25 protein-coding genes are annotated in these 26,353 nt (G+C 70.5%); 13 read left to right on the plus strand and 12 right to left on the minus strand.

Annotation, left to right across the window (positions count from 1 at the left end):
* The first annotated feature begins 111 nt into the window (after positions 1-111).
* The 5 genes from ACKTT0_RS03110 (at position 112) to ACKTT0_RS03130 (ending at position 4,589) form a co-directional block, all read left to right on the plus strand.
* On the plus strand, positions 112-855 hold the full coding sequence (locus ACKTT0_RS03110; RefSeq protein WP_407848030.1) for a GntR family transcriptional regulator: 744 nt from the start codon (positions 112-114) through the stop codon (positions 853-855).
* Positions 800-2,032, plus strand: coding sequence for an alpha/beta fold hydrolase (locus ACKTT0_RS03115; protein ID WP_407848032.1), 1,233 nt, complete (start codon positions 800-802; stop codon positions 2,030-2,032). Before ACKTT0_RS03110 ends, ACKTT0_RS03115 begins: the two co-directional genes overlap by 56 nt.
* On the plus strand, positions 2,029-2,838 hold the full coding sequence (locus tag ACKTT0_RS03120; RefSeq protein ID WP_407848034.1) for an N-acyl homoserine lactonase family protein: 810 nt from the start codon (positions 2,029-2,031) through the stop codon (positions 2,836-2,838). The genes ACKTT0_RS03115 and ACKTT0_RS03120 overlap by 4 nt, the downstream gene beginning before the upstream one ends.
* 91 nt (positions 2,839-2,929) lie before the next feature.
* Complete coding sequence (locus ACKTT0_RS03125) at positions 2,930-3,934, plus strand: glycine betaine ABC transporter substrate-binding protein (protein ID WP_407852374.1); 1,005 nt, start codon at positions 2,930-2,932, stop codon at positions 3,932-3,934.
* 25 nt (positions 3,935-3,959) lie between these two features.
* A complete protein-coding gene (locus ACKTT0_RS03130; protein WP_407848036.1) occupies positions 3,960-4,589 on the plus strand; it encodes a LysE family translocator in 630 nt (209 codons plus the stop codon).
* Positions 4,590-4,611: 22 nt separating this feature from the next.
* On the opposite strand, the gene ACKTT0_RS03135 is transcribed toward ACKTT0_RS03130, so the two are convergent.
* Positions 4,612-4,854, minus strand: coding sequence for a hypothetical protein (locus tag ACKTT0_RS03135; protein WP_407848038.1), 243 nt, complete (start codon positions 4,852-4,854; stop codon positions 4,612-4,614).
* 113 nt (positions 4,855-4,967) lie between these two features.
* On the opposite strand from ACKTT0_RS03135, the gene ACKTT0_RS03140 reads away from it, so the two are divergent.
* Entirely contained in the window at positions 4,968-5,372 is a 405-nt protein-coding gene (locus tag ACKTT0_RS03140; RefSeq protein ID WP_407848040.1) for a lysozyme inhibitor LprI family protein, read from the plus strand.
* Between the two features lie 4 nt (positions 5,373-5,376).
* Here ACKTT0_RS03140 and ACKTT0_RS03145 read toward each other — a convergent pair whose 3' ends face one another.
* Positions 5,377-6,705: an aminotransferase-like domain-containing protein gene (locus tag ACKTT0_RS03145; RefSeq protein ID WP_407848042.1), complete on the minus strand. Its 1,329-nt coding sequence runs from the start codon at positions 6,703-6,705 to the stop codon at positions 5,377-5,379.
* A gap of 122 nt (positions 6,706-6,827) precedes the next feature.
* On the opposite strand from ACKTT0_RS03145, the gene ACKTT0_RS03150 reads away from it, so the two are divergent.
* Positions 6,828-7,724, plus strand: coding sequence for a DMT family transporter (locus ACKTT0_RS03150; RefSeq protein WP_407848044.1), 897 nt, complete (start codon positions 6,828-6,830; stop codon positions 7,722-7,724).
* Positions 7,725-7,758: 34 nt separating this feature from the next.
* Here ACKTT0_RS03150 and ACKTT0_RS03155 read toward each other — a convergent pair whose 3' ends face one another.
* The 5 genes from ACKTT0_RS03155 to ACKTT0_RS03175 all read right to left on the minus strand — a co-directional run bounded on the left by ACKTT0_RS03155 (position 7,759) and on the right by ACKTT0_RS03175 (position 13,910).
* Positions 7,759-8,589 carry an SAM-dependent methyltransferase gene (locus ACKTT0_RS03155; protein ID WP_407848046.1) on the minus strand — a complete coding sequence of 277 codons (831 nt, stop codon included), beginning with the start codon at positions 8,587-8,589 and terminating at the stop codon, positions 7,759-7,761.
* 6 nt (positions 8,590-8,595) lie between these two features.
* The gene (locus ACKTT0_RS03160) at positions 8,596-10,062 is read right to left on the minus strand and encodes an APC family permease (RefSeq protein WP_407848048.1); all 1,467 of its coding nucleotides are present in this window, start codon (positions 10,060-10,062) and stop codon (positions 8,596-8,598) included.
* 12 nt (positions 10,063-10,074) lie between these two features.
* Positions 10,075-11,448 carry a heavy metal sensor histidine kinase gene (locus tag ACKTT0_RS03165; RefSeq protein WP_407848050.1) on the minus strand — a complete coding sequence of 458 codons (1,374 nt, stop codon included), beginning with the start codon at positions 11,446-11,448 and terminating at the stop codon, positions 10,075-10,077.
* Entirely contained in the window at positions 11,445-12,143 is a 699-nt protein-coding gene (locus ACKTT0_RS03170) for a heavy metal response regulator transcription factor (protein WP_407848052.1), read from the minus strand. Before ACKTT0_RS03170 ends, ACKTT0_RS03165 begins: the two co-directional genes overlap by 4 nt.
* Positions 12,144-12,353: 210 nt before the next feature.
* Positions 12,354-13,910, minus strand: coding sequence for an argininosuccinate lyase (locus ACKTT0_RS03175; RefSeq protein ID WP_407848054.1), 1,557 nt, complete (start codon positions 13,908-13,910; stop codon positions 12,354-12,356).
* A 139-nt stretch (positions 13,911-14,049) separates the two neighbouring features.
* Between ACKTT0_RS03175 and ACKTT0_RS03180 the strand changes: the two genes are divergently transcribed.
* From ACKTT0_RS03180 to ACKTT0_RS03195, 4 genes are read left to right on the plus strand one after another with little or no spacing between them, the layout of a single operon-like run.
* A complete protein-coding gene (locus tag ACKTT0_RS03180) occupies positions 14,050-16,056 on the plus strand; it encodes a TonB-dependent receptor domain-containing protein (protein ID WP_407848056.1) in 2,007 nt (668 codons plus the stop codon).
* Complete coding sequence (cobN, locus tag ACKTT0_RS03185; RefSeq protein WP_407848058.1) at positions 16,056-20,012, plus strand: cobaltochelatase subunit CobN; 3,957 nt, start codon at positions 16,056-16,058, stop codon at positions 20,010-20,012. The genes ACKTT0_RS03180 and cobN overlap by 1 nt, the downstream gene beginning before the upstream one ends.
* Complete coding sequence (locus ACKTT0_RS03190; protein ID WP_407848060.1) at positions 20,009-20,542, plus strand: MotA/TolQ/ExbB proton channel family protein; 534 nt, start codon at positions 20,009-20,011, stop codon at positions 20,540-20,542. Before cobN ends, ACKTT0_RS03190 begins: the two co-directional genes overlap by 4 nt.
* Positions 20,542-20,850 (plus strand): DUF2149 domain-containing protein, encoded by a 309-nt coding sequence (locus ACKTT0_RS03195; RefSeq protein ID WP_407848062.1) that lies wholly within the window; start codon positions 20,542-20,544, stop codon positions 20,848-20,850. Before ACKTT0_RS03190 ends, ACKTT0_RS03195 begins: the two co-directional genes overlap by 1 nt.
* A 26-nt stretch (positions 20,851-20,876) precedes the next feature.
* On the opposite strand, the gene ACKTT0_RS03200 is transcribed toward ACKTT0_RS03195, so the two are convergent.
* From ACKTT0_RS03200 to ACKTT0_RS03215, 4 genes are all read right to left on the minus strand, one after another.
* Complete coding sequence (locus ACKTT0_RS03200) at positions 20,877-22,193, minus strand: APC family permease (protein ID WP_407848064.1); 1,317 nt, start codon at positions 22,191-22,193, stop codon at positions 20,877-20,879.
* Positions 22,190-22,915: an alanyl-tRNA editing protein gene (locus ACKTT0_RS03205; protein ID WP_407848066.1), complete on the minus strand. Its 726-nt coding sequence runs from the start codon at positions 22,913-22,915 to the stop codon at positions 22,190-22,192. Before ACKTT0_RS03205 ends, ACKTT0_RS03200 begins: the two co-directional genes overlap by 4 nt.
* Positions 22,916-22,995: 80 nt before the next feature.
* Positions 22,996-23,841, minus strand: a complete 846-nt coding sequence (locus ACKTT0_RS03210; RefSeq protein WP_407848068.1) for an AraC family transcriptional regulator — start codon at positions 23,839-23,841, stop codon at positions 22,996-22,998.
* 91 nt (positions 23,842-23,932) lie between these two features.
* The gene (locus ACKTT0_RS03215) at positions 23,933-24,598 is read right to left on the minus strand and encodes an O-methyltransferase (RefSeq protein WP_407848070.1); all 666 of its coding nucleotides are present in this window, start codon (positions 24,596-24,598) and stop codon (positions 23,933-23,935) included.
* A 92-nt stretch (positions 24,599-24,690) separates the two neighbouring features.
* Between ACKTT0_RS03215 and ACKTT0_RS03220 the strand changes: the two genes are divergently transcribed.
* Positions 24,691-25,338, plus strand: coding sequence for a TetR/AcrR family transcriptional regulator (locus tag ACKTT0_RS03220; RefSeq protein ID WP_407848072.1), 648 nt, complete (start codon positions 24,691-24,693; stop codon positions 25,336-25,338).
* Positions 25,339-25,411: 73 nt separating this feature from the next.
* Entirely contained in the window at positions 25,412-25,858 is a 447-nt protein-coding gene (locus ACKTT0_RS03225; protein WP_407848074.1) for an SRPBCC family protein, read from the plus strand.
* Positions 25,859-25,871: 13 nt separating this feature from the next.
* Here ACKTT0_RS03225 and ACKTT0_RS03230 read toward each other — a convergent pair whose 3' ends face one another.
* Entirely contained in the window at positions 25,872-26,351 is a 480-nt protein-coding gene (locus ACKTT0_RS03230; protein WP_407848076.1) for a DUF1801 domain-containing protein, read from the minus strand.
* Between the last annotated feature and the right edge of the window lie 2 nt (positions 26,352-26,353).

Below are 26,353 nucleotides of genomic sequence, written 5' to 3' on the forward strand. Positions count from 1 at the left end.
ATGGCGCGCCGACGGGATATATTTCGGCTTTACCTTCAGGCGCGGCCGCCTGGCGGCGGAACAGCCCGTATTCCGCCGCCGGCGGCGCCATCACGTTAAGTCGAGGATCTTATGGCCAACCCGTCCGGTGCCGTGTTCGAGAAACCCACCACCCTGCGCACGCGCGTGGAAGAATTCCTGCGCGCGGCCATCATGGACGGGCGGTACAAGGGCGGCGACCGGCTGCGCGAACAGGAATTGTGCGAGCAGCTGGGCATCAGCCGCCCGACGCTGCGCGAGGCGCTGCGCACCCTGGAGGCCGAGCGCCTGATCTCCATCGAACCGCATCGCGGCCCGACGGTCGTGCGCATCACGGAGAAAGCCGCGCGCGACCTCTATGCCCTGCGCGCGCTGCTGGAAGGCTACGCCGCGCACGAGTTCGCCCGGCTCGCCAGCGACGCCGCGGTCGAGCGGCTGCGCGCCTCGGTGCGCGCGCTGCACGGCCAGGCCGGCGGCCAGGACCGCACCGCCCTGCTGGCCGCCAAGCGCGATTTCTACGACGTGCTGCTGTCCGGCTGCGACAACGATCTCATCAAGGACCTGCTGCCCGGCCTGCTGTCGCGCATCAACCTGCTGCGCGCCACCTCGTTCGCCAGCCCCGAGCGCCTGCCCCAGAGCCTGGCCGAGATCGACCGCCTGTTCGACCGCATCCAGGCGCGCGACCCGGACGGCGCGCAGGCCGCCGCGCGCGCGCATATCGTCAACGCCGAACGCACCGCTCTCGAAGTGCTGCGGCGCCAACAACCGGAGACATCCGCCAGTGAACGAGATCCAGCAGCGCCTGCAGGCCGGGATCGCCCGGGCCCGGCAAGATAGCGAATTCATCGCCGCCGCGCGCGGCCTGTCCTGCGCCGTCTGGCTGCAGGCCGGCGCGTCCGGCGAGCGCCTGGCGGCCTGGAACGGCCAGCCTGCCACGCCGTCGCAGACCGTCGTCGTCCGGGCATCCCCGCCCACCTGGGACAAGCTGCTCAATCCCCTGCCGCCGCCGGGCTACCAGTCCTTCTCCGCCGCCCTGCGCCAGGCCCAGGACTTCACCGTGAAGGCGGAGCCGCTGGCGCTGGCCCAGTCCCTGCACCTGCTGGAACGCCTGTTCGAGATCCTGCGCGGCCAGGTCGAGGCCGACGCGGCCGCGCTCGACCGCGGCGCCATCCACGGCCGCTATGCCGCGATCACGCTGGATGGCGCGGCCGGCTCGGTCTATGTGGAAAGCAGCGGCCTGGCGGCCGGGCCGACCCTGCTGATGCTGCACACCGCCGGCGCCGATTCGCGCCAGTTCCATGGCCTGATGGCCGACGCGGCGCTGCGGGCGCAGTGGCGCATGCTGGCCTTCGACATGCCCGGCCATGGCCGCAGCATGCCCTGGCCGGGCCGGGCCTGGACGGCCGGCGGGCTCACCCGCGACACCTACCTGGCCACCTGCCTGGCGGTGATCCGCCAGGCGGCGCGGCAGCCGGTCGTGCTGCTGGGCTGTTCCATGGGAGCCGCCATGGCTCTGTACATCGCCGCGCGCAGCCCGCGCGACGTGGCCGGCGTGGTCGCGCTGGAAGCGCCCTGGAAAGCCGCCGGACGGCGCACGCCGCTGCTGTGCCATCCGGAAGTCAACCAGGCCGCCCACAACCCCGCCTACGTGCGCGGCCTGATGGCGCCGCACACCGCGCTGGCGGCGCGCCGCGAAGCGGCCTGGATCTACGCCCAGGGCGGCTTCGGCGTGTACGCGGACGACCTGCACTTCTACAGCGAGGACTTCGACGCGCCGGTGCACCTGGCCGGCCTGGACGCCACCTCGTTCGGCATATCGCTGCTGACCGGCGCCTACGACTATTCGGCCAGCCCGGAAGATTCGCGGCGCGTCGCCGCGTTGATCCCCGGCGCCCGCTTCACCCTCATGCCCGACCTGGGCCACTTTCCCATGGTCGAGGACCCGCAGCGCCTGCTGCACTATCTGCGCCCCGAACTGGCGCGCCTGCATCCATCGCCCGAGGCCCGGCCATGACGCTGCCCCGCTACGAGATCTACGCCCTGCGCTATGCCACCGTGGCGCGCCGCCGCGCCGAGAACTTCATCACCCCGCCCGACCCGCACGACGGCCCGATGCCGATGGATTACTACGTCTGGGTGATCCGCCGCGACGCGCGCGTCTACCTGGTCGACACCGGGTTCAACGAAGCAGCCGCGCGCGCCCGCGGCCGCCGCTTCCTGCGCTGCCCCATCGAAGCGCTGCGCCAGCTCGGCATTGCCCCGGACGCCGTGCAGGACGTGATCGTCACCCACTTGCACTACGACCACGCGGGCAACATCCGCCTGCTGCCGCGCGCCCGCCTGCACCTGCAGGAAAGCGAGCTGCACTACGCCTGCGGCTGCAACATGCGCTTCGACATGCTGCGCCATGCCTATGCGGTCGAGGACGTGGTCGATGTGGTGCGCGGCGTGTACGACGCGCGCGTGAGCTTCTACCACGGCCACGACGAGCTCGCCGCCGGCCTGCAGCTGCTGCACATCGGCGGCCACACGCAGGGGCTGCAGGCGGTGCGGGTCCACACCGCGCGCGGCTGGGTGGTGCTGGCCTCGGACGCCAGCCACTTCTACGACAACATGCAGGCCGAGGCGCCGTTCCCCATCGTCTACAACGTAGCCGACATGCTGGCCGGCTACGGCACCCTGCTGAAGTTCGCCGAGTCGCCCGACCATATCGTGCCCGGCCACGATCCGGAGGTCATGCGGCGCTATCCGCGCGCCGGCGACGGCACGGTCGAGGCGGTGGCGCTGCACCAGCCGCCGCGCGCACCGGCGGCCGGCTGAGCCCTGGCCGCGCGGGCGGCGCGCGGGCGCTTGTTATCATCGATGCTTTTTTGCCACGGAAGACAGGAAACATCGATCAATGACCCATCGCATGCGCATCAATCGCATTCTGACCGCCGCCAGCCTCGTACTGGGCGCCACGTTGAGCCTCGACGCCCACGCGCAATCCCCGACCTGCGAACTGGACCGGCCCATGAAATTCGGTGGCATGAACTGGGAATCGAACCTGATGCTGGTCGGCGTGGAGCGCTACATTGTCGAACATGGCTACGGCTGCGATACGCAGGTAGAACAAGGCGACACGCTGCCGATGTTCGCCGCGCTGCAGCGCGGCGACGTGGACGTCAACAGCGAGATCTGGATCACGCAGATGCAGCAGGCCTGGGACGAGGCCATCGCCGCCGGCAAGGTCAAGCAGGTGGGCAGCGTCTTCACCGGCACTGATGGCTGGTACGTGCCGCGCTATACGGCCGAAAAATTCCCGCAGCTGCGCGGCGCCGCAGACCTGAAGGGCCTGCGCGAAGCCTTCATCGACGACGAAGATCCCGGCAAGGGCCGCATCTACGGCTGCGCCGTGGGCTGGACCTGCGGCACCATCAACGCCAACCTGCTGCGCGCCTTCGGGCTGCAGGATGAATACCTGGTGTACTCGCCGGGCAACGCGGCCGCGCAGCGCGCCGCCATCGCCTCGGCCTACAAGCGCAAGAAAGACATCGTCTTCTACTACTGGACGCCCACCTCGCTGGTCGGCTCGCTGGACCTGGTCAAGCTGGAATTGCCGCCGGTCGACCCGCAAGCGCTGGCCTGCATCACCGATCCGCAATGCGAGCATCCCCGGCCCACCGGGCTGGCGGCGTATCCGGTGGTCACGGCGGTCAACAGCGCATTCGCGCAACGCGCGCCGCAACTGACGGCCTTCCTGGCCAAGGTCAACGTGCCCGAAGCGGTGCTGACCGCGACGCTCGGCCACATGCAGCGCGAGCAGCTCGAGATCGAGGAAGCCTCGCTATACTTCCTGCGGCAGCATCCGCAGATCTGGCGCGAATGGCTGCCCGCCGACGTCGCGCAGCGGGTACAACAGGCGCTCGACGGCTGATCTCATCCTCGAACGGAACTACGCCATGTCCAGCGGCATCAACCTCTACCTGATCCTGCTCGCGGCGCTGGTCGCCTCGGCCAGCCCGGGCCCGGCCACGCTCGCCATCGCCGGCACGTCCATGTCGCACGGCCGGCGCGCGGGCCTGGCGCTGGCATCGGGCGTCACGGCGGGCTCGCTGTGCTGGTCGGCGATGGCGGCCTTCGGGCTGGGTGCGGTGATGCTGGCGCACGCCTGGTTGTTCGAGGCGGCGCGCTACCTCGGCGCCGGCTACCTGCTCTACCTGGCCTGGAAATCGGCCCGGCACGCGCTGGCGCCGGCCAGGCCGGCGACCATCACGGCCGCCGGCGCCCCTTCGGGCAGGCGGGCCTTCCGGCGCGGCCTGGCGCTGCACCTGACCAACCCCAAGGCGGTCCTGTTCTTCGGCTCGCTATATTCGATCGGCATACCCAGGGACGCCACGGCCACCGACCTGATGTGCATCATGGCCGCGGTGGGCGTGCAGGGCGCGATCGTCTTCCACGGCTACGCGCTGCTGTTCTCCAGCCGCCGCATGACAGCCTGCTACCTGCGCCTGCGCCGAGCCTTCGAAGCGGTGTTCGCCGTGGCCTTCGCGGCGGCCGGGATCAAGATACTGACCACCCGGGTCTCCTGAAGCCGCGCCCCGGCGCGGCGCGCTACTTGTGGTGCCGCATGGCGTCGCGGTCCATGGCGTGCTCGACCTCTTCTTCCTGCAGTTTCTGCTGCTGCAGCATGCAGTTGTCGTAGCTCGGCGTACCGCGGGCAATGCCCAGCTTGTCGCACTCCCGCTGGTAGTTCTCCACCTCCATGCGGTCCAGCGTATCGCAGCCCGACAGCGCGGCGGTCGCGACGATGGCGCCCAGCACGAAGAAACGTCCACGTTGGCCATGGCGAAGCATAAGATCCCTCTCCCGGTTGTGTTGTCGTGCGGATGGTAACCACGTACCGGGTATGATTCTTTAACGGAACAGCGAAATAATCAAGCCTTCTCCAGACGCCTCAAAGGACTGCCATGCGTACACTCCTGCTGTCTCTCGGCCTTGCGATGTTCGTTCCCGCCGCGCACGCCGCCACGCCCGATTGCGCCAATGCCAGCGATCAAGCCGGCATGACCGCATGCGCGGCCGCGGAGTACAAGCAGGCCGATGCCGCGCTCAACGCCGCCTACAAGCAGGCGACCGCCCGCCTGAAGGATGACAAGGACCAGCGCCAGCGCCTGGTCGCCGCGCAGCGCGCGTGGCTTGCCTTCCGCGACGCCGAATGCGCGTTCAAGACCGGCCTGGCCGAGGGCGGCTCGGCCTATCCCATGCTGCTGGCCCAGTGCCAGGCCACGCTCACCGAGCAGCGCACGGCCGCCCTGCAGGCGCACATGAAATGCGAGGAAGGCTCGCTGGATTGCGCGATTCCGAACAACTGAGGCCCTAGCGCGGCGCGAGCGCCGCGCGGACTTTTTCCAGGGCGGCGCGCAGCGTGTCCATGTCGACCGAGCCGAGCGCCAGCCTGATCGCATGCGGCACGTGCTGCGTCACCGCGAAGGGCTCGGCGGTGGACACGGCCACTTGCTGCTGCATGAGGGCCATCGCGACCTGGTCGGCCCGCACGTCCTCGCCCAGCGGCAGCCACAGGAAATACGACGCCGGGTGGCCTATGCTCGCGCACCCCGCCAGCACGCGGCCGGCCAGCGCCTGGCGCGCGCGGGCGTCGCGGCGCTTGTCGCGCTCCAGCCGGTCGACCGTGCCATCATCCATCCAGGCGCAGGCAATGGCCGCCATGACGCCCGGCGTGTTCCAGGTAGTGGCGCGGATCGCCCGCTGCAGCGCCGCCATCCATGGCCCGGGCGCCGCCATGAAGCCGACCCGCAGGCCGGTGGCCACGCTCTTGGACAGCCCCGACACATACACCGTGCGCTCGGGCGCCAGCGCGGCCAGCGGCGGCGGCGCATCGTCGGCCAGGAAGGCATAGGCGCCGTCCTCGATCACCAGCAGGTCGTGCCGGCGCGCAATGGCCGCCAGTTGCGCGCGCTGTGTGTCGTCCAGCACCCACCCCAGCGGATTCTGCAGCGTCGGCATGGCGTAAAGGGCGCGCACGCGGCGCGTCCGGCACAGATGCTGCAAGGCTTGCAGGTCGGGCCCCTGCGCCGTCGCCGCGATGGGCGCCAGCTCCAGCCGCTGCGATTCCGCCACCGCCTTGAAGCCGGAATAGGTCAGCGCATCCACCGCCACCACATCGCCGGGCCGCAGCAGGGCCATCGCCGCGACGGCCAGGCCGTGCTGCGCGCCGCTGACCATCAGCACCCGGTCCGCCGGCAGCCGCAACCCGCGCGCGCGCAGGTGCCGGGCGATACTGGCCCGCTCGTGCGGGCGGTTGCCGTGCGGCTGATAGCGCAGCAGCGCATCCAGGTCGCCCGACAATGCCAATTGGCGCATGGCGCCGCGCAGCAGGTCCGCCTGCCCCGGCAGCACGGGATAGTTGAAGCTAAGATCCACCGTGCCTTCCGCGGTGGCCTGCTGGTCCATGCCCAGCCCGGCCGGCAGCCCGGCCTCGCGCACGAAGGTGCCCCGCCCCGTTTCCCCGCTGACCAGGCCCATGGCCTCCAGTTCGGCGTACACGCGCGTGGCGGTCACCAGCGCCAGCCCTTCGCGGGCGGCCAGCTCGCGATGGGTCGGCAGGCGCGTGCCCGGCGCCAGGCGCCCCGCCCGGATATCGGCCGCGTACGCGTCGACCAGCTGCTTATATCGAGCGCGCGGCATGGGCGGATGTATCCATGACAATTATTTGATTGTATTGATCCACGAGCATAGCATTGCCAACGCCGCTAGGCCGGCGCAAACAGGCCCGGCCGCGCCGGGCGATATTCCGGGCACGAACGACAATGCAACAGGCAGCAACCTTGCGGGACCAGCCGGCCACGAGCGCGGCGAGCGGGTGGATCAACGGATTCATCGGCGTGGTGATTTTCAGCGGCTCGCTGCCCGCCACCCGGGTCGCGGTGCTCGACTTCGAGCCGCTCTTCCTGACCGCGGCGCGCGCCAGCCTGGCGGGCCTGCTCGCCATCTGCGTGCTGCTGTTGTTCAGCCCGGCGCGCCCGGCCCGCCGGGACCTCGCGCCCCTGCTCGTGGTCGCGAGCGGCGTGGTCATCGGCTTCCCGCTGCTGACCGCCCTGGCCCTGCAGCGCGTCACCTCGGCCCACTCCATCGTATTCCTGGGGCTGCTGCCACTGGCCACCGCCGTGTTCGGCGTGGTCCGCGGCGGCGAGCGGCCGCGGCCGGCGTTCTGGTTCTTCTCGGCGCTGGGCAGCCTGATGGTGGCCGGCTTCGCGGTGGCGCAGGGCCTGGCCGCAGACCCGCTGGGCGACCTGCTGATGCTCGCCGCCATCCTGGTCTGCGGCCTGGGCTACGCCGAAGGCGCCAGGCTGTCGCGCGCGCTGGGCGGCTGGCAGGTGATCTCCTGGGCCCTGGTCCTGTCCCTGCCGCTGACCGCGCCCCTGACCCTGCTGCTGGCGCCCGCCTCGTTCGCCCATGTCGGGGCGCCCGCCTGGATCAGCCTGGCCTACGTGGCGCTGTTCAGCATGTTCCTCGGATTCGTGTTCTGGTACCGCGGCCTGGCGCAGGGCGGCATCGCGGCGGTCGGGCAGTTGCAGTTGCTGCAGCCGTTCTTCGGCCTGGCGCTGGCGGCCTCGCTGCTGCGCGAGCGCGTCAGCCCGGCCATGCTGGCCGTGACCATGGGCGTGATCCTGTGCGTGGCGGGCGCGAAGAAGTTCGCGCGCTGACGCGCCGGCCGGCCGCCGGCGCGCCGCCGCCGGTTCAGCGAGACGCCAGCGTGGCCTTCCAGGACGCCTTGCCGTCGGTAGTGCCCTGCATCGCGTCGCCCGACACCTGCCCCGTGTAGCGCTGCGAACCCACGGTGAAGCGGATCGTGCTGCCGTCCATGCGCGCATCGCTGATGGGCGTGGCCTGCCCCCCTTCGCGCAGCGATCCGGACAGTACCTGGTAGGTCTGGTCCAGCACCAGTTCCTTGCCGTCCAGCCTCCAGGTGCCGGCGACCTTGGCCGGCACCACCCATTTGTAGGCGCTGCAGTACGCCGAGCAGTCGGCGGCGGCCTGCACCGATTCGTCGGGCTGCCAGTCCCCCATCGTGAACGAGTTGGAGACGATGCGGGTGCCCGGCTTCATGTCCAGCAGCGTCGGGCGCAGCTTGACGTTGAGGGAAGGCAGCAGGAACAGGGTGATGACCGTCGCCTCGGAGAAATCCGATTCGAAAATGTCCGCCTGTTCGAAGCGGGCGCGCTGGGCCACGCCTTCGGCCTCGGCCGCGCGGCGGGCCAGCGCCACCATGTCGGGGTTGAACTCGATGCCGCGCGCCGTGGCGCCGCGCTTGGCGGCGGTGATCACCGTGCGGCCGTCGCCCGAGCCCAGGTCGACCAGGCGGTCCTCGGGGGTGAGTTTCGCCATGTCCAGCATGCGGTCGACCAGCGCCTGGGGCGTGGGCACCCACACCACGTCCTTGCCCGACTGGCCGACCGTCGGCTCGTAGGTGGCGGCCGCGCCTGCGCTGGCCTGGGCCGCCGCGCCGCCATGCCAGGCCAGCGCGCAGATCACGGCAGAAACAATGGATTTTTGCAACATCTGCATCATGCTCTCCTATCGGGGGTAGTCATTGCCACGGGCAATACCGCTGTGCGCCGCCGCGGCCGCGGCGTTGTCTCCCGCCTTCCTCGCGAACAGCAGGATCGGCGTACCAAGGGCCAGCACCGCCAGCCCGGCCAGCGCCGCCACGCCGGTGTGGGCGATGCTGGCATACAGCATGTAGGAACATGTCAGGCAGAACACCACGGGGGTGAGGGGATACAGCGGCACGCGATACGGCAGCTCGCGCCGCGGATAACGCCAGCGCAGCACGAACAGCGCCACGCCCACCAGCAACAGGAAGCCCCAGAACACCGGCGCGGTGTAGTCGACCATCGCCTTGAAGCCGTCGCGCGTCACCGCGCCCATGGCGATCAGCGCCAGCGCAATCGCCGCCTGGGCGATCTGCCCGTTGGCCGGGTTGTTGCCGCGGCCGTTCCAGATCGCCATCCAGCGCATTACCGACAAGTCCTGGGCCATGGCGTAGAACACCCGGGCGCCAGTGAAGATAGTGGCGTTCAGCGTCGAGACCGCCGCCACCACCACCGCCAGCGTGACGATGACTTCGCCGGCCGGCCCCGCCACCCGTCGCATCATGTCGGCGGCGACCGCCTCGGAGCCGCGCAGGCCGTCCAGCCCCAGGATCGACAGCAGCGCCAGGTTGGCGAGGGTGTAGAGCGTCACCAGGATGAGCGTGCCCAGGGTCAGCACGCGCGCGATATTGCGCGGCGCGTCCCGCAGCTCGCCGGTCAGGTAGGCCGCCTCGTTCCAGCCGCCGTAGGTCAGCAGCACGAAGATCATCGCCACCCCGAGCGCCGTGGCCTCCGGCGCCGCCGCCGGGACGGGCGCCGCGCCGCCGTCCGGCGCGCCGAACAGGCCGAACAGGATCACCGCGGCCAGCGCGGCGATCTCGATCAAGGTCACCGCCACTTGCAAGGCCTTGCCCTCGGCCGTCCCCACGACGTTGATGCCGGTGAAGATGCAGACCGCCAGCGCGGCGTAGATGGCCGCGCCGTAGGGCCCCAGCGGGAACAGTTGAGCCACGTAGTCGCCCAGCATGAAGGCGACCCCGGCGATGGCGCCGGTCTGGATCACGGTGCAGCGGGCCCAGCCGAACAGCATGGCGACCGGCCGGCCATAGGCGCGCGACAGGAAATGGTATTCGCCGCCCGCATGCGGATGGGCGGCGGACAATTCCGCATAGCAGAGCGCGCCCACCAGCGTGACCAGGCCGCCGGCGATCCAGACCAGGATGAACGACCATTCCGAGCCGACATTGGCCGCCACGATCGACGGCGTCTTGAAGATGCCTACCCCGACCACCAGCCCCACCATGATGGTGACGGCGTCGAAGACCGACAGCACGCCATCGGGCTTGGCCGCGCCAGCCGCGGGCGCGCGCAGGGGCCCCGCCGCGCCGGCCAGCGCGCCGTCTGCCTGGATGATCAAGGACTGCTGCTTGCCATGGGGACGCTGGTTCATGGGCTCACCGGTTCAGCTGGATCGGGACAGGGAAAAACCGAAGGTATTGACGCCATCGGCGCTGCGCACGAATACACGGCCGCCATGCATGGAGGCGATCGCGCGCACGATCGACAGGCCCAGCCCGTGATGCACGCCGCTGCGCGTGCGCGCCGCGTCGCCGCGATAAAAGCGCTCGAACAGGCGGGCTTGCTGTTCGGGCGGGATCGGGTCGCCCTGGTTCGACACGGAGACCCAGACCTGGTCGCCCTGCGGCTCGATCGACACGACCACGGCGGTGCCGCCGCGCGCATAGCGCGCGCTGTTGGACAGCAGGTTGGCCAGCGCGCGGTGGAACAGCCGCTTGTCCACCCGGGCGGTGGTCTCGCCCTGCACGCGCAGCGCCACGCCCCGCTCCGCGAAGGCGTCCTCGACGTACTCGACCGTCTTGCACGCCTCGTCGTGCAGCGACACCTCGCTCAACTCGGCCGCGCGATGCCCGTTCTCGGCGCAGGACAGGAACAGCATGTCGTTGACGATGCTGCTCATGCGCTCGAGCTCCTCCAGGTTGGATTCGAGCAGGTCCTGCAAGGCGCCCAGGTCGCGCTCGCGGGCCAGCGCCACCTGCGTCTGGCCGATCAGGTTGGTCAGGGGCGTGCGCAGCTCGTGCGCGACGTCGGCGTTGAAGCCTTCCAGTTGCAGCCAGGCGGCCTCGCGGCGCTCCAGCGCGTTATTGAACGATACGGCCAGCTCGCGGATCTCCGGCGGCAGTCCGGCCACGTCGAGCCGCTGGCGCGGGTTGCCGGGCGGCAGGCGGTTGGCCTGCTGGCCGAGGCGGCGCACCGGCGCCAGCCCGAGCTTGGCGATCCAGTAGCCCAGCACCGCCACCAGCAGGATGCCCAGCGCTGAGGCGATGCCCATGACGCGCGTGAACTTTTCCTTCGTGTCGATATAGGCGGTGGCGTCCAGCGCCACCACGAACTCGATCGGCGGGCGTTCGCCGTAGGCGGGAATCGTGCGGCTCAGCACCGCCCATACCTTGGCCGGCTCGCGCACCTTGACGAACCCGAACGGGGTGTCGGGCATGCGCGAGCCTTCTTTCAGCAGGAACGGCCCGCCGTAGGAAAACCGCTCGTCCGGCGAGCGGATCCAGTAGCGGATGCGCGCGCCTTCCTGGGCCATGCCGTCGAGCTTGCGGCGCACCAGGTCCCATTCGCGGTCGGACCGGCGCGCCTCGATGACCGGATCGAGCAGCGTGTGATGGACCTCCAGCTCGCCGCGCACCTGTTCGCGGACGGAGTCGGACAAATAGCAGTACAGGAAGAACGCCACGCCGGAGAACACCACGGCGGCGGTCGCGGCGAACATGGCCACCAGCCGCCATGCGATGGGCAGGCCGCGGCTCATGCGGCGGGAGCGGCGCGGTCGACGCGCCGGTCCTCGAGCACGTAGCCCATGCCGCGCACCGTGTGCAGCAGCTTGCGGGCATACGGCGCGTCCACCTTCGCGCGCAGGCGCTTGACCGCCACTTCGACCACGTTGATGTCGCTGTCGAAATTCATGTCCCAGATCTGCTCGGCGATCATCAGCTTGGACAGCACTTCGCCCTGGTGGCGCGCCAGCAGGCTCAGCAAGGCGAACTCCTTGGCGGTCAGGTCGAGGCGCTGGCCGGCGCGCACCACCTTGCGGGCCAGGAGGTCGATGACTAGGTCGTCGAGCTGCAGGACCGTCGGCTCCTTGCCTTCCGCGGACCGGCGCGTCAGCGCCTGCAGCCGGGCTACCAGCTCGATGAACGAGAACGGCTTGGGCAGGTAGTCGTCGGCGCCCTTGCGCAGGCCGGTCACGCGGTCGTCCACCGCGCCCCGCGCCGACAGCATGATGACCGGCGTGGCCTTGCGGCGGCGCAACTGGGTCAGCACGCCGTACCCGTCCAGCCCCGGCAGCATCAGGTCCAGCACGATGGCGTCGTAGTCGAACTCCAGGGCCAAGTGCAGGCCGTCGGTGCCCGTGTCGGCGACGTCGACGGTATAGCCCTGCTCCGTCAAGCCGCGCAGAATGTAGGAAGACGTCTTGTCTTCGTCTTCGATGACCAGTACACGCATGGCGCTCTCTTGCGCAAGAATGAGTGGCTCGGGATGCAACGCGAGGCCAGTCTACGCCGCCGTATCGGTCGAAGCGCTGACCGTGCGCTGACATTTTCGTCAGGAAACCGGCGCGGCGCGCTCCTCGCGCCGGTTCATTCTACGCAACGCACATGCAGCCCGCAGGCGCGCAGCGGCGCGGGCCGCGAGGCCGGCGCCGCCGCGGCAAGGTCATTCGGCCGGCCTGGCGCCGCCGGCCAGCTTGGCGAAGTCGCCGTCCAGCCGGGCCAGCGCATCGTCGATATGCTTGCGCCGCGCCTGGATCCACGCATCCTGCTCGGCCAGCCTGGCGCGCGCCTGGGCCAGCATGCGGTCCATCTCGGCCGGCTGCGGACCGCCGACCGTCGCGCGGTTCTTCACGATGGCCACTGGATCCAGCGTGGCGCGGAACTCCGCCTCGTCCATCGGCAGCACCTGCGGATACTTGGTGCCCTTGACGGTCTCGGCGTAGATGCGCTGCGCCTCGGCATAGGGAAAATCGAGCGGCTTGATGCCCTGGGCGCGCGCATGGCTGACTATTTCGGAAGCGAAGTGATGGCCCTCGCGGAACGGCAGCCGGTACTTGCGCATCAGCACGTCGGCCAGCTCCTGGGAAGCGGTCCAGTCGCTGTTGAGTTCCTCCAGCGCCCGCTCGGGGCTGATCACCAGGGCCTTCAGGACCCGGTTCCACTTGGCCAGCACGGTGATCGCGCTGTCGACCATGGCGGAGTTCTGCTCCACGTCCTTCGGGTCGCTCATGCCCGGCGTGATGTTGTGGGTCTGGATCACCGGCCCCAGCGCCAGGGTGACGGCGGTCGACGCGTCGCTGCGGGTCGAGTTGAGCAAGCCAGGGTTGCGCTTCTGCGGCATGGCGCTCGACACGTAGGTATTGCCGCCGCCCTCCTGCAACAGGATCCACGGACGCGACTGCGCGTACTGCGTCATCAGGTCCTCGATGAAATTGCCCGCATGCAGGGCGATGCTGGCGACAATGGCGCCGACCTCCACCGGCTGGTCCATGGAGGAAATCTGCGAAGCGTCGTAGGCGTTGTCGACCAGGCCGGCAAAGCCCAGGTAATCCGCCATGCGCTGGCGGTCCAGCGGCCAGCTGGTGCCGTTCAGGACCGTGGTGCCCATGGGCGAGCGGTCGATGCGGGCATAGGCTTCGCGGATGCGCTGGGCGTCGCGCTCCAGCCCGGCGGCATGGCCCAGCAGGTAGTGGCCGTAGCTGTTGGGCTGCGCCGCCACGCCGTTGGTGTAGTTGGGCACCACGGTGCCGGCATGCCGCGCGGCCAGCTCCACCAGCGTGGCCGACGTCGCGTTCAGGCGATCCGCCAGTTGCAGCAGCTTGTCGCGCAGGATGGCGGCGCGATAGGTGGCGTGCATGTCCTGGCTGGAACGGCCGGCGTGCAGCAGCGTCACGTCCATGCCGCCGGCCTTGATCAGCAGCGGCTCGAAAGTGATGACCGTGGCGGGACGCTTGGCGCCGGGCTGGTTGCCGTCCCGGATGACCTGCGCCACCGCAGCCGCCAGGCGCGGCGCCAGGGCCCGGTCCAGCAGGCCTTGCTCGGTGTTGATGACGGTGGTGGCCTTGTTGATCTCGCCCAGCCAGAAAAATTCGTCGCGGGACGGCGCCTCGGCGGCCTGCTGGCCAGCCGGCGCCGCCGCCTTGCCGGACTGCGCGTGGGCCGGGGCGCCGCCCAGCGCAAGCGCGACGGCCAGGCACACGGGGGTAAGGATAGGTCTCATGGTCTCCTCTTCTTCCTTTTTGACGGTCTGGCGATTTTATCGGCGCCCGGCGGCCCCGGCAGCCTGCGTCTTGATGCAAGATTAGAAATGTTATAACGTTCTATATTTTGCAAGAAGACCACCGGCACCGATGCGCCCCATGAAAGCCAGACCAGCCCACGACCACTCCATCCGGCGGGATGTCGCCGCAAGCTGCCTGCTGGCGCTCACGGCATTGAGCGGGGCGGCCTGGGCCGAAGAACCGGAAGCGCAGCGGCGTGCCCGCGCGACACCCGCGCCGCACCATGCCGGCACCCTGCCGGCAGTGGTCGTGACCGCCACCGCCGCCGAACGCGAGGCCGCCAACGCCCCGGCCAGCGTCACCGTAATCGATGGGGCGGCGCTGCGCCGCCAGCCGGTGCTCGACCTGGCGGACGCCGTGCGGGACACCGTGGGCGTCGGCCTGGAAGATGCCGGCCTGGGGCGGCGCGGCATCTCGATCCGCGGCATGAGCGCCGCGCACACCCTCATGCTGGTCGACGGGCAGCGGGTCAACGCTTCCGCGTCCGCCATCGCCCATTCCGACTTTGAACTCGGCTGGGTGCCCACCGAAGCCATCGAGCGCGTGGAAGTGGTGCGCGGCCCCATGTCGTCGCTCTATGGATCGGAGGCGCTGGGCGGCGTGGTCAACGTCATCACGCGCAAGGCCACCGATGAATGGCAAGGGTCGTTCAGCGGCTACGCACTGGTCAACGACCACGGCCTGGACGGCAACCAGTACAAGAGCGGCTTCTATATCGGCGGGCCGATCGTGCCAGGCCGCCTGGGCCTGAATGCATGGGGCGAGTTCAACCGGCGCGCGCCGCTGCGCGACGCCGGCAATACCGCGCTGACGGCGCTCGACGAACGGCGCGCCACCACCGGCCACGTCGGCCTGACCTGGACGCCCGACGTGCGCCAGCGCATCGACCTGTCGGTGGACGCGGGCAATGAAGACCAGCAGGGCTACCGCGACAACAGCGACGCCACGCTCTATGAAGCGGAAAACGACGTGCGGCGCCGCCGCTATGCCATCTCGCACAGCGGCGACTGGCAGTGGGGCCAGAGCCAGGTGCGGCTGTACCGGGCCACGCTGGACCGCCATGCGCGCCGCAGCGACGGCGGCGACGCGACCGGCCCCAACCGCTTCACCGACACCGTGCTGGACGGCCGCGTGGGCTTCGCCGCGGGCCGGGCGCACCAGCTCACGCTGGGCGCCGAGACGCGCCGCGAAACGCTCGAGGATCCCACCGTCAACCAGGCCGGCAAGCAGTCGCTGACGCATTACGCGCTATTCGCGCAGGACGAGATCCGGCTGGGCGAGCAGTGGGAACTGGTGCTGGGCAGCCGCTTCGACCGCCACGAGGAATTCGGCTGGCAGACCAGCCCGCGCGCGTATCTGCTGTTCCATCCCACGCAGGCGCTGACCTTCAAGGCGGGCGCGGGCCGCGGCTTCAAGGCGCCGACGCTCAAGCAGTTGTCGCCCGAATACGAGTCGCGCGCCGCCATGGGCGGGCGCGGCATCATCCGCGGCAATCCCGACCTGCGGCCCGAGACCAACCAGTCCTATGAACTGGGCGTGGAATACCAGCAGCGCCGCTGGTCGGCCGGCGCCACGCTGTTCCACAACGATGTCCGCAACCTGATCGAGACGGTGCGGCAGCCGACCTGCTACGAGCCCCGCCGTGTCTGCCTGGAGTACGAGAACGTCGCACGCGCGCGCCTCAAGGGCGTGGAACTGACGGCCGGCGCGAGCCTGCTGCCCGACTGGCGCGTGGATGCCAACTACACCTACCTGGATGCCCGCGATCGCGCGACCGGCGAGCGCCTGCCGGATCGCTCGCGCCACCGCGCCAATGCCACGCTGACCTGGGCGGCGCTGCAGCAATTGAGCACCCGCCTGCGGGTCGAGTACATCGGCTCGCAATACCGTTCCGCCACCGAGAGCGAGCGGCCCGGCTACACCCTGCTGCACTGGTATGTCGATTACGACGTCAACAGCAACCTCAGCCTGCATGCCGGCATCGAGAACCTGACCGACAAGCGGCTGGCCAATGACGATGCCGATGTCTACGGCCGCGCCGACGAGGGGCGCCGCTACTTCGCCGGGCTGACCGCGAGGTTCTGATGGCCGTCCTGCATCTCGCCCGTCTGTGGCGCCGCGGCGCGCCGGCGCTGCTGGCGGCCCTGCTCGGCCTGGCGGGCGCCGCGCAGGCGCGGCCGGTCGTGCAAGTGCTGCACAATGGTTTCGTCTCCGCCGAGAAATTCCAGCGCCTGGAGCAGCTTGCCGCCCGCGAGGGCGTGGCGCTGGCGCACACCGACGTCGAGCGCGCCACGCCCGCCGCCCTGCGGCAGGCGGTCGCCGACGCGGCGCTACTGGTGCTGGATACGCCGCGGCCGGGCGATCGCGCCATGGTGCAACAGCATCTGCGGCAAGTCCCGGGGCACGACGGGCCGCCCTGGCTGGTCGTGGGCGGCGGCCGCCCCGCCTGGGAGCGGCTGCCGCCGCGCCCCGCCGCCACGCTGGCGGCGCTGTACGCCGCCGGCGGCGCCGGCAATTTCGGCCGCTTCTTCGCGCTCGCCAAGGCCGTGCGGCAAGGCGCCGAACCGGCGCCGAGCCTGCTCGCCCCGCCCGCCGCGCTGCCGCCCAGCGGCTTCTACCACCCCGCCGCGCCGCGCCTGTTCGAGGACCTCGACACCTACCTGCAATGGCACGCGGCCCGCGCGCAGGCCGCCCCTGCGGCGGCGCCGCCGCGCGGCCGCGTGGCCTTCCTGGTGCATCGCGGCGTAGTGGCCGACATGCTGACCGGCGAAGTCGACGAGCTGATCGCGCGCAGCGAAGCGGCGGGCCTGCAGCCGGTGGTGTTCTGGTTCGATGCCGCCGCGCCGGGGGGCCTGCCCGGCGTGCTGGGCGCGGGCCGCATCGACGCGCTGGTCAACCTCACCCACATGCAGGACGGCGCGGCGCGCAGCCGCGATTTCCTGGCGCTGGACGTGCCCGTCATCCAGACGCTGCGCTTTCGCGACGGCGAAGCCGCCGACTGGCCCGCCGCGCCGAGCGGCGTCGCCGCGCGCACCGCCGCGCTGTTCCTGGCCGGGCCCGAGGGCTGGGGCATCAGCGATCCGCTGGTGCTGTCGGCCAGCACCGCCGGCCTGCACCACCTGCTGCCCGGCCAGGCCGACGCGCTGATCGCCAAACTGCAGCGGCTGGCCGCGCTGCGCCACACGCCGCCGCCCGACAAGAACCTGGCCCTGATGTTCTGGAACTACCCGGCCGGCGAAAAGAACCTGGGCGCCTCGCACCTGAACATCCCGCGCAGCATCGTATCCATCCAGGCCGCGCTGGCGGCCGCCGGCTACCAGGTGGGCGCGCCGGTCGCCGAACAGCAGGTGATCGAGCGGGCGCAGCGCATGCTCGGCGCGCTGTATGGCAGCGTCCCGCTGGACGCGCTGCTGGCCGAGGGCCTGGCCGCGCGCTATCCGCTGGCCGACTACGAACAGTGGCTGGCCGGCCTGCCGCCGCGGCGCCAGGCCGAACTACGGCAGGCCGGCGACCCGGCGCGGCACCGGGCCGTCCGCGAGATCGACGGCCGGCGGTATTTCATCATCCCGCGCTGGCAGCTCGGGCGCCTGCTGGTCATGCCGCAGATGCCGCGCGGCGCCGATGCGGCCGGCCACTACCACGATACCACCAGCGCGCCCGACCATCTCTACATGGCGGCCTATCTGTACCTGCAACGGCAGTACGCCGCCCACGCCCTGATCCACCTGGGCACCCATGGCACGCAGGAATGGCTGCCCGGCAAGGACCGCGGCCTGGCCGCCGACGACTATCCCTGGCTGGCGGCCGGCGCCATGCCGGTCTTCTATCCGTATATCCAGGACAACGTCGGCGAGGCCATCCAGGCCAAGCGGCGCGGCCGCGCGGTGACCATCAGCCACCAGACGCCGCCTTTCGCCCCCGCGGGCCTGTACGACCAGTTGCGCGACCTGCACCAGTTGATCCATGAATACCAGCAGCTCGACGACGGCATGGTGCGCGCGCGCGCCGGCGCGCAGATCCGCGCCCTGGCGGTCGCCGCGCAACTGCACCGGGACCTCGGCTGGACCGCAGCGCAAGCCGAGCAGGACTTCGACGGCTTCCTGCAGGCATTGCACGATCATCTGCACGAACTGGCGCGCACCGCCATGCCGCTGGGCCTGCATACGTTCGGCATGGCGGCCGAGCCGGCGCACCGCGCCAGCACAATCATGCAGCAGTTGGGCCCGGCCTTTTACCAGGCGCTGGGCGTCGAGCAGGCAGAACTATACGCCGCCGACCCGGCCGCCCTGCGCGACAGCGCACCGTATCGGGCCGTCTCGCGGATGCTGGACCCCGGCGCGGCGCAGGCGCTGCCGCCCGATTGGTCGGCATTCGCCGCGCGGGCGCGCGAGCTCGACCAGCGCCTGCAGGACACGCAGGAACACGAAGCCTTGCTGGCAGGCCTGGCGGGCCGCTTCGTGGCGCCCGGCGCCGGCGGCGATCCAGTCCGCAACCCGGAAGCGCGCAGCGGCCGCAACTTGTACGCATTCGAAGCCGACAAGATTCCGGCCCGGGCGGCCTACGAATCGGCCGCCACCGCCTACACGCAGGCCGTGCAGGCCTTTCGCGCCGGCCACGACGGCGCCTGGCCGCGCAAGCTGGCCTTCAGCCTGTGGGCCTCGGAAGCGATCCGGCACCTGGGCGTGACCGAAGCGCAGATCCTGCACGCGCTCGGGCTGCGCCCGGTCTGGGATGCCGGCGGGCGCGTCACGGCGCTGGAAATCATTCCCGCCGCCGAACTGGGCCGGCCGCGCGTCGACGTGGTGGTGCAGGTAACCGGCGTCTACCGCGACCAGTTCGACAGTTTCATGCGCCTGCTCGACGACGCGCTGGCCAAGCTGGCGGAACTGGACGAGCCGGGCAACCCGATCGCCGCGAACAATGCGCGCATCGCCGGCGCGCTGCGGCAACAGGGCATGTCCGGCGCGCAAGCCGCCGCGGCGGCCCGCTACCGCATCTTCGGCAATGCCCCGGGCCAGTACGGCACCGGCGTGCCCGGCCTGGCGCTGCGCTCCACCGAATGGAACGACGATGCCGAGCTGGCGCGGCAGTTCCTGGCCAGCAGCCGGCATGCATACGGACGCCACGGTTGGGGCGCCGACCCGGCCGGCGCCAATTTGCTGGCCGAACAATTGCGCGGCGCCCAGGCGGTGATCATGTCGCGCTCCTCCAACCTGCACGGCGTGCTGTCCACCGACCATCCGTTCGAATTCCTGGGCGGCCTGTCGGCGGCCATCCGGCATGTCGACGGCCAGGCGCCGCAGCTGCTGGTGTCGGACCTGCGCACCAGCCGGATCGCCACCACCGGGCTCGCCCACTTCCTGGCCGACGAACTGCGCACCCGCTATCTCAATCCGCAATGGATCGCCGCCATGCAGCAGGAGGGCTACGCGGGCACCCTGCAGGTGCTCAACGCCACCAACAACCTGTTCGGCTGGCAGGCGATGGACCCCTCCACCGTGCGCGACGACCAGTGGCAGGCCCTGTTCGACACCTACGTGGCCGACACCCGCGGGCTGGGCACGCGCGCCTGGTTCGAAGCGCACAACCCCACCGCCCAGGCGCAAGTGCTGGAGCGCATGGCCGAAGCCATCCGCAAGGGCTACTGGGACGCGCCGGCGGCCACCCGGCAGGCCCTGGCGCAGCGCTGGCAGGAGCTCGCACAACAGTTCGGGGTGGACAGCGGGGCGGCGCTGACGCGGCAATACATCGCCGACATGGCGCAGGGCTTCGGCCTGGCGCAGGCGCCGGCGCCCGCCGCCGATGCCGGCGCGGCCGGCGCGGACACGCCGCCGGATGCGGCCGCCGCCCCGCCGGCCGCCGAGCCGGTGCGGGGCCAGGTGCTGGAACGCGTCGAGGCCGTCCGGCCGCGCGACGACCCGGCGCTGCCCTGGCTGCTGGGGCTCATGCTGCTGCTGTTCTGCGGCGGGGCCTTGCGGCAGGCCATGCGCCAACGCTTCCCACCCTATCCGGCCACCACGCATGGAACCGCCCGCTCATGACTGCCCTTGCTGATATCGAAATCCTGCTCTACACCTTGTCCCGCGTTTTCCTCTTGCCGGTCATGCTGCTGATCGCCGCGGCCCTGGCCTACGCCCTGGCCATGCTGGGCGCCTTCGCCGTGGAGGCGTGGCAGCGCCGTCGGCCATCGCATGCGCGCGCGCTGTTCCGCTTCGCCGGCCACGGCGCGCCGCGCGCGGCGGAGGGCCAACGGCCCGCCGCGCCGCCAGTCGCCAGCGACGACCTCGAACTGTGGATCATGAAGCAGCTCGAATGGCTGCGCATCGTGTCGCGCTCGGCGCCCATGCTGGGCCTGATCGCCACCATGATTCCCATGGGCCCGGCCCTGCTGGCGCTGGGCGAGAACGACGCCGCCGCCGTCGGCAAGAACATGGTGGCGGCGTTCTCGTCGGTGATCCTGGCGCTGCTGGCGGCCAGCATCTGCTTTTTCATCCTGACCATCCGCCGGCGCTGGCTGCTGCAGGACCTGCGCGAACTGGAGCGGCAGCGCCAGGCGGGAGGGCCGGCCTGATGCGCTTCCTGGACGACGAAGACGGCCACGATCCGATGCTGTCGGTGGTCAACCTGATCGACCTGTTCCTGGTCATCATCGGCATGCTGATGGTGGCCATCGCGCAGAACCCGCTCAACCCGTTCTCGCGGGACAAGGTCGTGGTGGTGGAGAACCCCGGCGAGTCCGACATGCGCATCACCATCAAGGACGGCCAGGAACTGACCCGCTACGAAGCCAGCGGCGAAATGGGACAGGGGCAAGGCGCGCGCGCGGGCATCACCTACCGGCTGGAAGATGGACGCATGATCTACGTGCCGGAGGATTGACGGCGCGTGCCCCTCCCCGCCGCCACTCAAAGCGGCTTCGAGCCCGCGCGCCCCGTCGAGCCCAGGTGCTGCAACACTCCGCCCAGCGCCATCCACGCCAGGCCGCCCAGCAGCCCGATCCACCCGCTGGACACCAGCATCACCAGCGACATGGCGAAGGCCAGCGGCAGCAGCAGCGCCGGGCACGGCATGCGGAAAGCCGGCGGCGGCCCGCCGCGCTGGCGCAGCTTGAGCAGCACCAGCAGCGGCGGCAGGAAATGCGCCACGTACAGGAACCCGCCCACGGCCGTCGCCAGGCGCAGGCTGCCAAGCGCCGCGACCAGGGCCAATATGGCCGCGCACACCAGCACCGCCGCCCACGGCGCGCCGGTCGCGGCGCTGACGCGCGCCAGCGCGGCGGGCAGCAGGCCGTCGCGCGCCATGGCGAAGCTGATGCGCGAGGTCACCACCAGCACGGCATTGGCGGTCGCGGCGGTCGTGCACACCGCCACCGCGGCGATCAGCTTGCCGCCCGCCGGCCCGAGAAACTGCGTGGCGGCGGCGCTCAGGGGCGCGGCCGACGCCCCCAGTTCGCGCCAGCCCAGGGTGCCGAGCGCGACCAGCACCACCAGCAGATAAACGAACAGCACCAGCGCCAGCGTCGCCAGGATGGCCCGCGGCAAGTTGCGTTCCGGCCGTTCGACTTCTTCGCCCGCCGCCGCCACCATATCGAAGCCGCCGAAGGCCAGGAACGCCGTCAGCGCGGCCGCCAGCAGGCCGCCCGTCCCGTTCGGCAGCCACGGCTCGAACCGCGCCGCCTCGACCGACGGCAGGCCGGCCAGGGAAAAGCCCAGCAGGCCGCCCAGCGCCAGCAGCATCACGGCCACTTGCACCTGGCCCGACAGCCTGACGCCGGCGACATTGACCAGCGCACAGGCGATCACCAGGCCGACCGCGCCCCACAGCGTCGGGATGCCGGTGAGCGCCTGCAAATAACCGCCGAAGCCCAGCGTGACGTAGCCGCTGACGAACAAATAGGCGCCCCAGAAGACCCAGCCCATCATGAAGCCCCAGCCGCGGCCCAGCACTTCGCGCACGAACACGTAGCCGCCGCCCGCCTCCGGATAGCGGCACGCCAGTTCGGCGTAGGGCAAGGCGATCAGTAGGGCGGCGACGAAGGCCAGCGCGAACGCCAGCAGCGCCGCCGGCCCGGCCACCGCGGCGGTGTGCCCCACCAGCACGAAGATGCCGCCGCCTATCGTGCCGCCCACGCCCAGCGCCACCGCGCTGCGCAGCCCCAGCGTGCGGCGCAGCCGGGCGCGCGGCGCGGCGGCGAGCCCCGGCTGCATATGGCCCTGGCTCATGGGTTCACCAGCCCGATGCGCACCCGGCGGTTGTGGCGCCCCTTGTTGTCGATCTTCAGGATCCGGATCGGCCGCGATGCGCCGGTCTCGCTCAGGTGCGTGCCGCCGCAGGCCTGGCGGTCCAGCCCGACGATGTCGACGATGCGGATACGGCCATCGGCCGAAGGCGGCGGCGCGACCGACTTGGAGCGGATCAGGCCGTGTTCGGCGCGGGCCTCGTCCAGCGGCACATAGACGTCGCGCACCGGCAGGTTCTGCCTGATTGCATCATTGATGGCGCCTTCGATGGCGCGGATGCGCTCGTTGTCCGCGCCGGGCACGTCGAAATCCATCCGCGCGGTGCCGTCGTCGCCCATCTGCACGCCGGTCACCAGGGCGCCATTGAAGGCCTGGAACACGAAAGCATTGAGGATGTGCGTGCCGGTGTGCAGTTCGCGCATCATCTGGCGAAAGCCGGGATCGACCTCGGCCTGCACCGCGCCGTCCGGCTCGGCGCCGGCGTCGGCCAGCAGGATCCAGGCCTGCCCGTCGATGATCTCGAAGCCGGCGACGGCCGTCTCGCCGCCGTGCCAGCGCAACAGGCCGCGGTCGGCCAGCTGGCCGCCGCCGCCGGGGTAGAACGGCGACTCGGCCAGCAGGACCCGGCCGGGCCGGGCATCGACGACGCGGGATTCGAGCGCCAGGGTGGCGGGGTTCTCGTGATAGAAAGCGCGTGCGGGCATGATGGTTTCCATGGGGTGGCTTGCGCCAGTATGGTCCGGCGCGCGCCCCGCGTATTGGCGAAAATTGCGGCGCGAGCCCGTCAGGCAGGCCGGCCGCCGTCCAGCGCGGCCCGCGCGAACTGCAGCGGAGTGATCCCGTAGCAGCGCTTGAAATGCCGCGTCAGCGCGCTCTGGTCATAGAAACCCGTGGCGGCGGCGACCTGCGCGATGGGCATGCCGCGCCGCAAGTCATGGCACGCGCGCTTCAGGCGCACCTGCACCAGGTAGGCGTGCGGCGTCATGCCGACGCCGCGCTTGAACAGGCCGATAAGCTGGAACGGCGTCAGCCCGGCGGCCGCGCTCAGGTCCTCCAGCCGCAAGTCGTGGGCATGGCGCTCGTGGATCAGGTCGATGACCCGGCGCAGCACGGCCTGGTCGCGCGGCGGCGCCTCGATGCGCCCGCCGCCGCTGCCATGGCGGCGGTACAAGCGCCCGAAAGTGGACACCAGCAATTCCCGTTCGCGGAACAGGTCGCGCCCGTCTTCCAGGGCGCGATGCAGCGCCAGGAAGCCGTCGATCAGGTCGGCGTCGCCGAACATGTTGCGGGTGAAATACGGCACATCGGCAATGCCCAGGCCGCGCGCCACCGCGTCGATCGCCGACTGTGTCAGGTAGAACGAGCGGTAGCGCCAGCGCTCGCTGCGCCCCATCCAGCCCGCGTGGGCCTCGGCCGGGTTGAAGACGAACAATGTGGAGGAACGCGCTTCTTCCACCACGCCGCGGCTCTTGATCACCGACCCGCCCGCCTCGGTGACGGCGATCACGAAGCCGTCATGGGTATGCGGGGGATATTCCTGGGTGGTGAAATCGGCGCACATCAGGCTCAGGCCCGGGGTGCGCCGATCCCACCAGTAGCGCGAGAGATTGTGGGGGTCGGTACGGGCCATGGGCGGCTCCTCGGCGGCGCGCGGCGTACAGGGGAATAGCCGATTTTATCGGCTCGCGGCTAGGCCGCCATGGACCGGCGCCCCGCCGGCGTCAGCCCAGCCGCATCGACAATTCGACGTCCTGCGCGAACGGCACGGATAAATAGCCGCGCGCCGGCGACCGCACCCGCGTCAGATAGTCGGGACTATGGTCGGCATTGTCGGCCACGATGAGCGCGCCGGGCCGCAAGCGGCTCTCGACCCGCTCCAGCACGTCCGGATACAGCGCCTTGGCGCCGTCCAGCAGCAGCAGGTCGATGGCCTGCGGCAGGTCCTCGCGCAGCGTCTCCAGCGCGTCGCCTTCGCGCAGCTCCACCAGGTCGGACAGGCCGCCGGCCGCCAGGTGCTCGCGCGCCCGCGCCGCCTTGGCCGGCTCGAACTCGGTGGTGATGAGGCGGCCGCCGCCGTTGTCCCGCAGCGCGGCGGCCAGGTGAAGGGTGGAAACGCCGAACGAGGCGCCGAACTCGACGATACTGCGCGCGCGGCAGCCGCGCGCCAGCAGGTACAGCAACCGGCCCGTTTCGCGCGAGACAGGCAGCGGCACGTCCTTCAGGCGCCGGTAGAGGTCGACGTAGTCCGCCTTGCTGCGCATCAGGCGTGCCTGCTCAGCCTCGGACAGGTCGGCGAACGCCGCGCGGATGGCCGGCAATGCCGCGTCCGCCTGGGCGAACAGGCGTTCCAGCAGCGGGGCGACAGGGGCAGTGGTCAGGGTGGTCATGCATTTCTCCAATGGGGATTTGAGCGCATTCATGTGCCGGACTAGAATACGACTAATTATTCGCGTTTTACTATTCGCATTCCGCGCCCCTCATGACCGAACGCCGCAGCACCCGGATTTCCCCGCGCAAACAACCCAAGCAGGCCCGCTCGACGGAACTGGTCGCGACGATCCTGCAGGCTGCTACTCAGGTTTTGGCCCGGGAAGGCGCGCAGCGCTTCACCACGGCGCGGGTGGCCGAGAAGGCGGGCGTCAGCATCGGCTCGCTGTACCAGTACTTCCCCAACAAGGCCGCCATTCTGTTCCGGCTGCAGAGCGACGAATGGCGGCAGACCACCGAACTGTTGTGCGGCATCCTGGAAGACGTCCGGCAGCCGCCGCTCGACAGGCTGCGCCGACTGGTGCACGCTTTCATTCGTTCCGAATGCGACGAGGCCGCCATGCGGGTGGCGCTGAACGATGCCGCGCCCCTGTATCGCGATGCCCCGGAAGCGCGGGCGGCCAGGGCATCGGGCGCGCGCGCCGTGCAGGCCTTCATGCGGGAACTCTTGCCCGACGCGACGGAAGCTGGCCGGACCCTGGCCGGCGACCTGGTGATGACGACGCTCGCCGCGGCCGGCAAGCAGTTCTCCGAAAGCCCGCGCACGCCGGGGCAGATCGCGGCCTACGCGGACGCCATGGCGGATATGTTGTGCGCGTACCTGAGCGGCCCGGCCCACCGTACCAAGGGTTTTCCCTAGTCGAGTGCGTGTCGATATCGGCGCGGCCGGATCGTCGTAGGAATACATCCCCCACTGTGAGAGGCGAACCACCATGACTACCGGAACCGTCCAACTGCACCGCGTCCTGCGCGCCACCCCGGAGCGCGTCTACCGCGCCTTCCTGGAACCCGACGCGCTCGCCAAGTGGCTGCCGCCCTATGGCTTCACCTGCCAGGTCCACCACATGGAAGCCAAGGTCGGCGGCAGCTTCAAGATGTCCTTCCGCAACTTCGGCACCGGCCACGGCCATTCGTTCGGCGGCGAATACCTGGAACTGGTCCCGTTCGAGAAGATCCGCTATACGGACCAGTTCGACGACCCGAGCCTGCCCGGCGCCATGCACGTCACCATCTCGCTGCGCCCGGTCGCCTGCGGCACCGAACTCACCGCCGTGCAGGAAGGCATACCCGAGGTCATCCCCACGGAAATGTGCTACCTGGGCTGGCAGGAATCGCTGCTGCAGCTGGCCAAGCTGGTCGAGCCGGAAATCCCCGACTGACCGGCACCGGTCCTCATTTGGCGCCGAATTCCCAGCCCGGCAGCTGCGAGGCCTGCCGTATCCATTCCGCCACGGCGGGCTCGTCCAGCCCGGCATCTTCATGGATGTCGAGGTAGCGCGTGTCCGGATCCTTGGACGGGCCGGGCGGCATGGGCTGCAGCGCCACGCCGCGAAAGAAGGTCACCTTGATGTACTTGGTGAAGCAGTGGAAGCTGAGGAACCAGCCGCGGCCCTCGACGCCGTAGAACGGCGAGTTCCACCGCACCGCCTTGCGCACGCCGGGCACGGTGCGCACGATCAGCGCATCGAGGCGGCGCCCGATGTCCCGCTTCCAGCCCGGCATGGCGGCGATGTAGGCCTGCACCGGCGCATCGCCGTCGGCCTTGGCGATCTGCGGATTGCCGCCCGAGAGCAGGACCGGGCCGGCGTCCGCCTGCCGGGCCGGGCCGCGGCTGGCGGCCTTGGATGCCTTGACGGGTGTCTTGCTTGCCATGG

This window comes from Bordetella saccharivorans, assembly GCF_045862855.1.
Lineage (GTDB): Bacteria > Pseudomonadota > Gammaproteobacteria > Burkholderiales > Burkholderiaceae_B > Bordetella_A > Bordetella_A petrii_F.

Excerpts from the sequence above, each read along its gene's own strand:
- ACKTT0_RS03165 (WP_407848050.1), bottom strand. The coding sequence starts at position 11,448 with ATGAGCCGCGGCCTGCCCATCGCATGGCGGCTGGTGGCCATGTTCGCC.
- ACKTT0_RS03195 (WP_407848062.1), top strand. The coding sequence starts at position 20,542 with ATGCGCTTCCTGGACGACGAAGACGGCCACGATCCGATGCTGTCGGTG.
- ACKTT0_RS03120 (WP_407848034.1), top strand. The coding sequence starts at position 2,029 with ATGACGCTGCCCCGCTACGAGATCTACGCCCTGCGCTATGCCACCGTG.
- ACKTT0_RS03150 (WP_407848044.1), top strand. The coding sequence starts at position 6,828 with ATGCAACAGGCAGCAACCTTGCGGGACCAGCCGGCCACGAGCGCGGCG.
- ACKTT0_RS03180 (WP_407848056.1), top strand. The coding sequence starts at position 14,050 with ATGAAAGCCAGACCAGCCCACGACCACTCCATCCGGCGGGATGTCGCC.
- cobN (WP_407848058.1), top strand. The coding sequence starts at position 16,056 with ATGGCCGTCCTGCATCTCGCCCGTCTGTGGCGCCGCGGCGCGCCGGCG.
- ACKTT0_RS03125 (WP_407852374.1), top strand. The coding sequence starts at position 2,930 with ATGCGCATCAATCGCATTCTGACCGCCGCCAGCCTCGTACTGGGCGCC.
- ACKTT0_RS03110 (WP_407848030.1), top strand. The coding sequence starts at position 112 with ATGGCCAACCCGTCCGGTGCCGTGTTCGAGAAACCCACCACCCTGCGC.
- ACKTT0_RS03210 (WP_407848068.1), bottom strand. The coding sequence starts at position 23,841 with ATGGCCCGTACCGACCCCCACAATCTCTCGCGCTACTGGTGGGATCGG.
- ACKTT0_RS03220 (WP_407848072.1), top strand. The coding sequence starts at position 24,691 with ATGACCGAACGCCGCAGCACCCGGATTTCCCCGCGCAAACAACCCAAG.
- ACKTT0_RS03230 (WP_407848076.1), bottom strand. The coding sequence starts at position 26,351 with ATGGCAAGCAAGACACCCGTCAAGGCATCCAAGGCCGCCAGCCGCGGC.
- ACKTT0_RS03140 (WP_407848040.1), top strand. The coding sequence starts at position 4,968 with ATGCGTACACTCCTGCTGTCTCTCGGCCTTGCGATGTTCGTTCCCGCC.
- ACKTT0_RS03145 (WP_407848042.1), bottom strand. The coding sequence starts at position 6,705 with ATGCCGCGCGCTCGATATAAGCAGCTGGTCGACGCGTACGCGGCCGAT.
- ACKTT0_RS03170 (WP_407848052.1), bottom strand. The coding sequence starts at position 12,143 with ATGCGTGTACTGGTCATCGAAGACGAAGACAAGACGTCTTCCTACATT.
- ACKTT0_RS03200 (WP_407848064.1), bottom strand. The coding sequence starts at position 22,193 with ATGAGCCAGGGCCATATGCAGCCGGGGCTCGCCGCCGCGCCGCGCGCC.
- ACKTT0_RS03205 (WP_407848066.1), bottom strand. The coding sequence starts at position 22,915 with ATGCCCGCACGCGCTTTCTATCACGAGAACCCCGCCACCCTGGCGCTC.
- ACKTT0_RS03155 (WP_407848046.1), bottom strand. The coding sequence starts at position 8,589 with ATGATGCAGATGTTGCAAAAATCCATTGTTTCTGCCGTGATCTGCGCG.
- ACKTT0_RS03135 (WP_407848038.1), bottom strand. The coding sequence starts at position 4,854 with ATGCTTCGCCATGGCCAACGTGGACGTTTCTTCGTGCTGGGCGCCATC.
- ACKTT0_RS03175 (WP_407848054.1), bottom strand. The coding sequence starts at position 13,910 with ATGAGACCTATCCTTACCCCCGTGTGCCTGGCCGTCGCGCTTGCGCTG.
- ACKTT0_RS03215 (WP_407848070.1), bottom strand. The coding sequence starts at position 24,598 with ATGACCACCCTGACCACTGCCCCTGTCGCCCCGCTGCTGGAACGCCTG.
- ACKTT0_RS03225 (WP_407848074.1), top strand. The coding sequence starts at position 25,412 with ATGACTACCGGAACCGTCCAACTGCACCGCGTCCTGCGCGCCACCCCG.
- ACKTT0_RS03160 (WP_407848048.1), bottom strand. The coding sequence starts at position 10,062 with ATGAACCAGCGTCCCCATGGCAAGCAGCAGTCCTTGATCATCCAGGCA.
- ACKTT0_RS03190 (WP_407848060.1), top strand. The coding sequence starts at position 20,009 with ATGACTGCCCTTGCTGATATCGAAATCCTGCTCTACACCTTGTCCCGC.
- ACKTT0_RS03130 (WP_407848036.1), top strand. The coding sequence starts at position 3,960 with ATGTCCAGCGGCATCAACCTCTACCTGATCCTGCTCGCGGCGCTGGTC.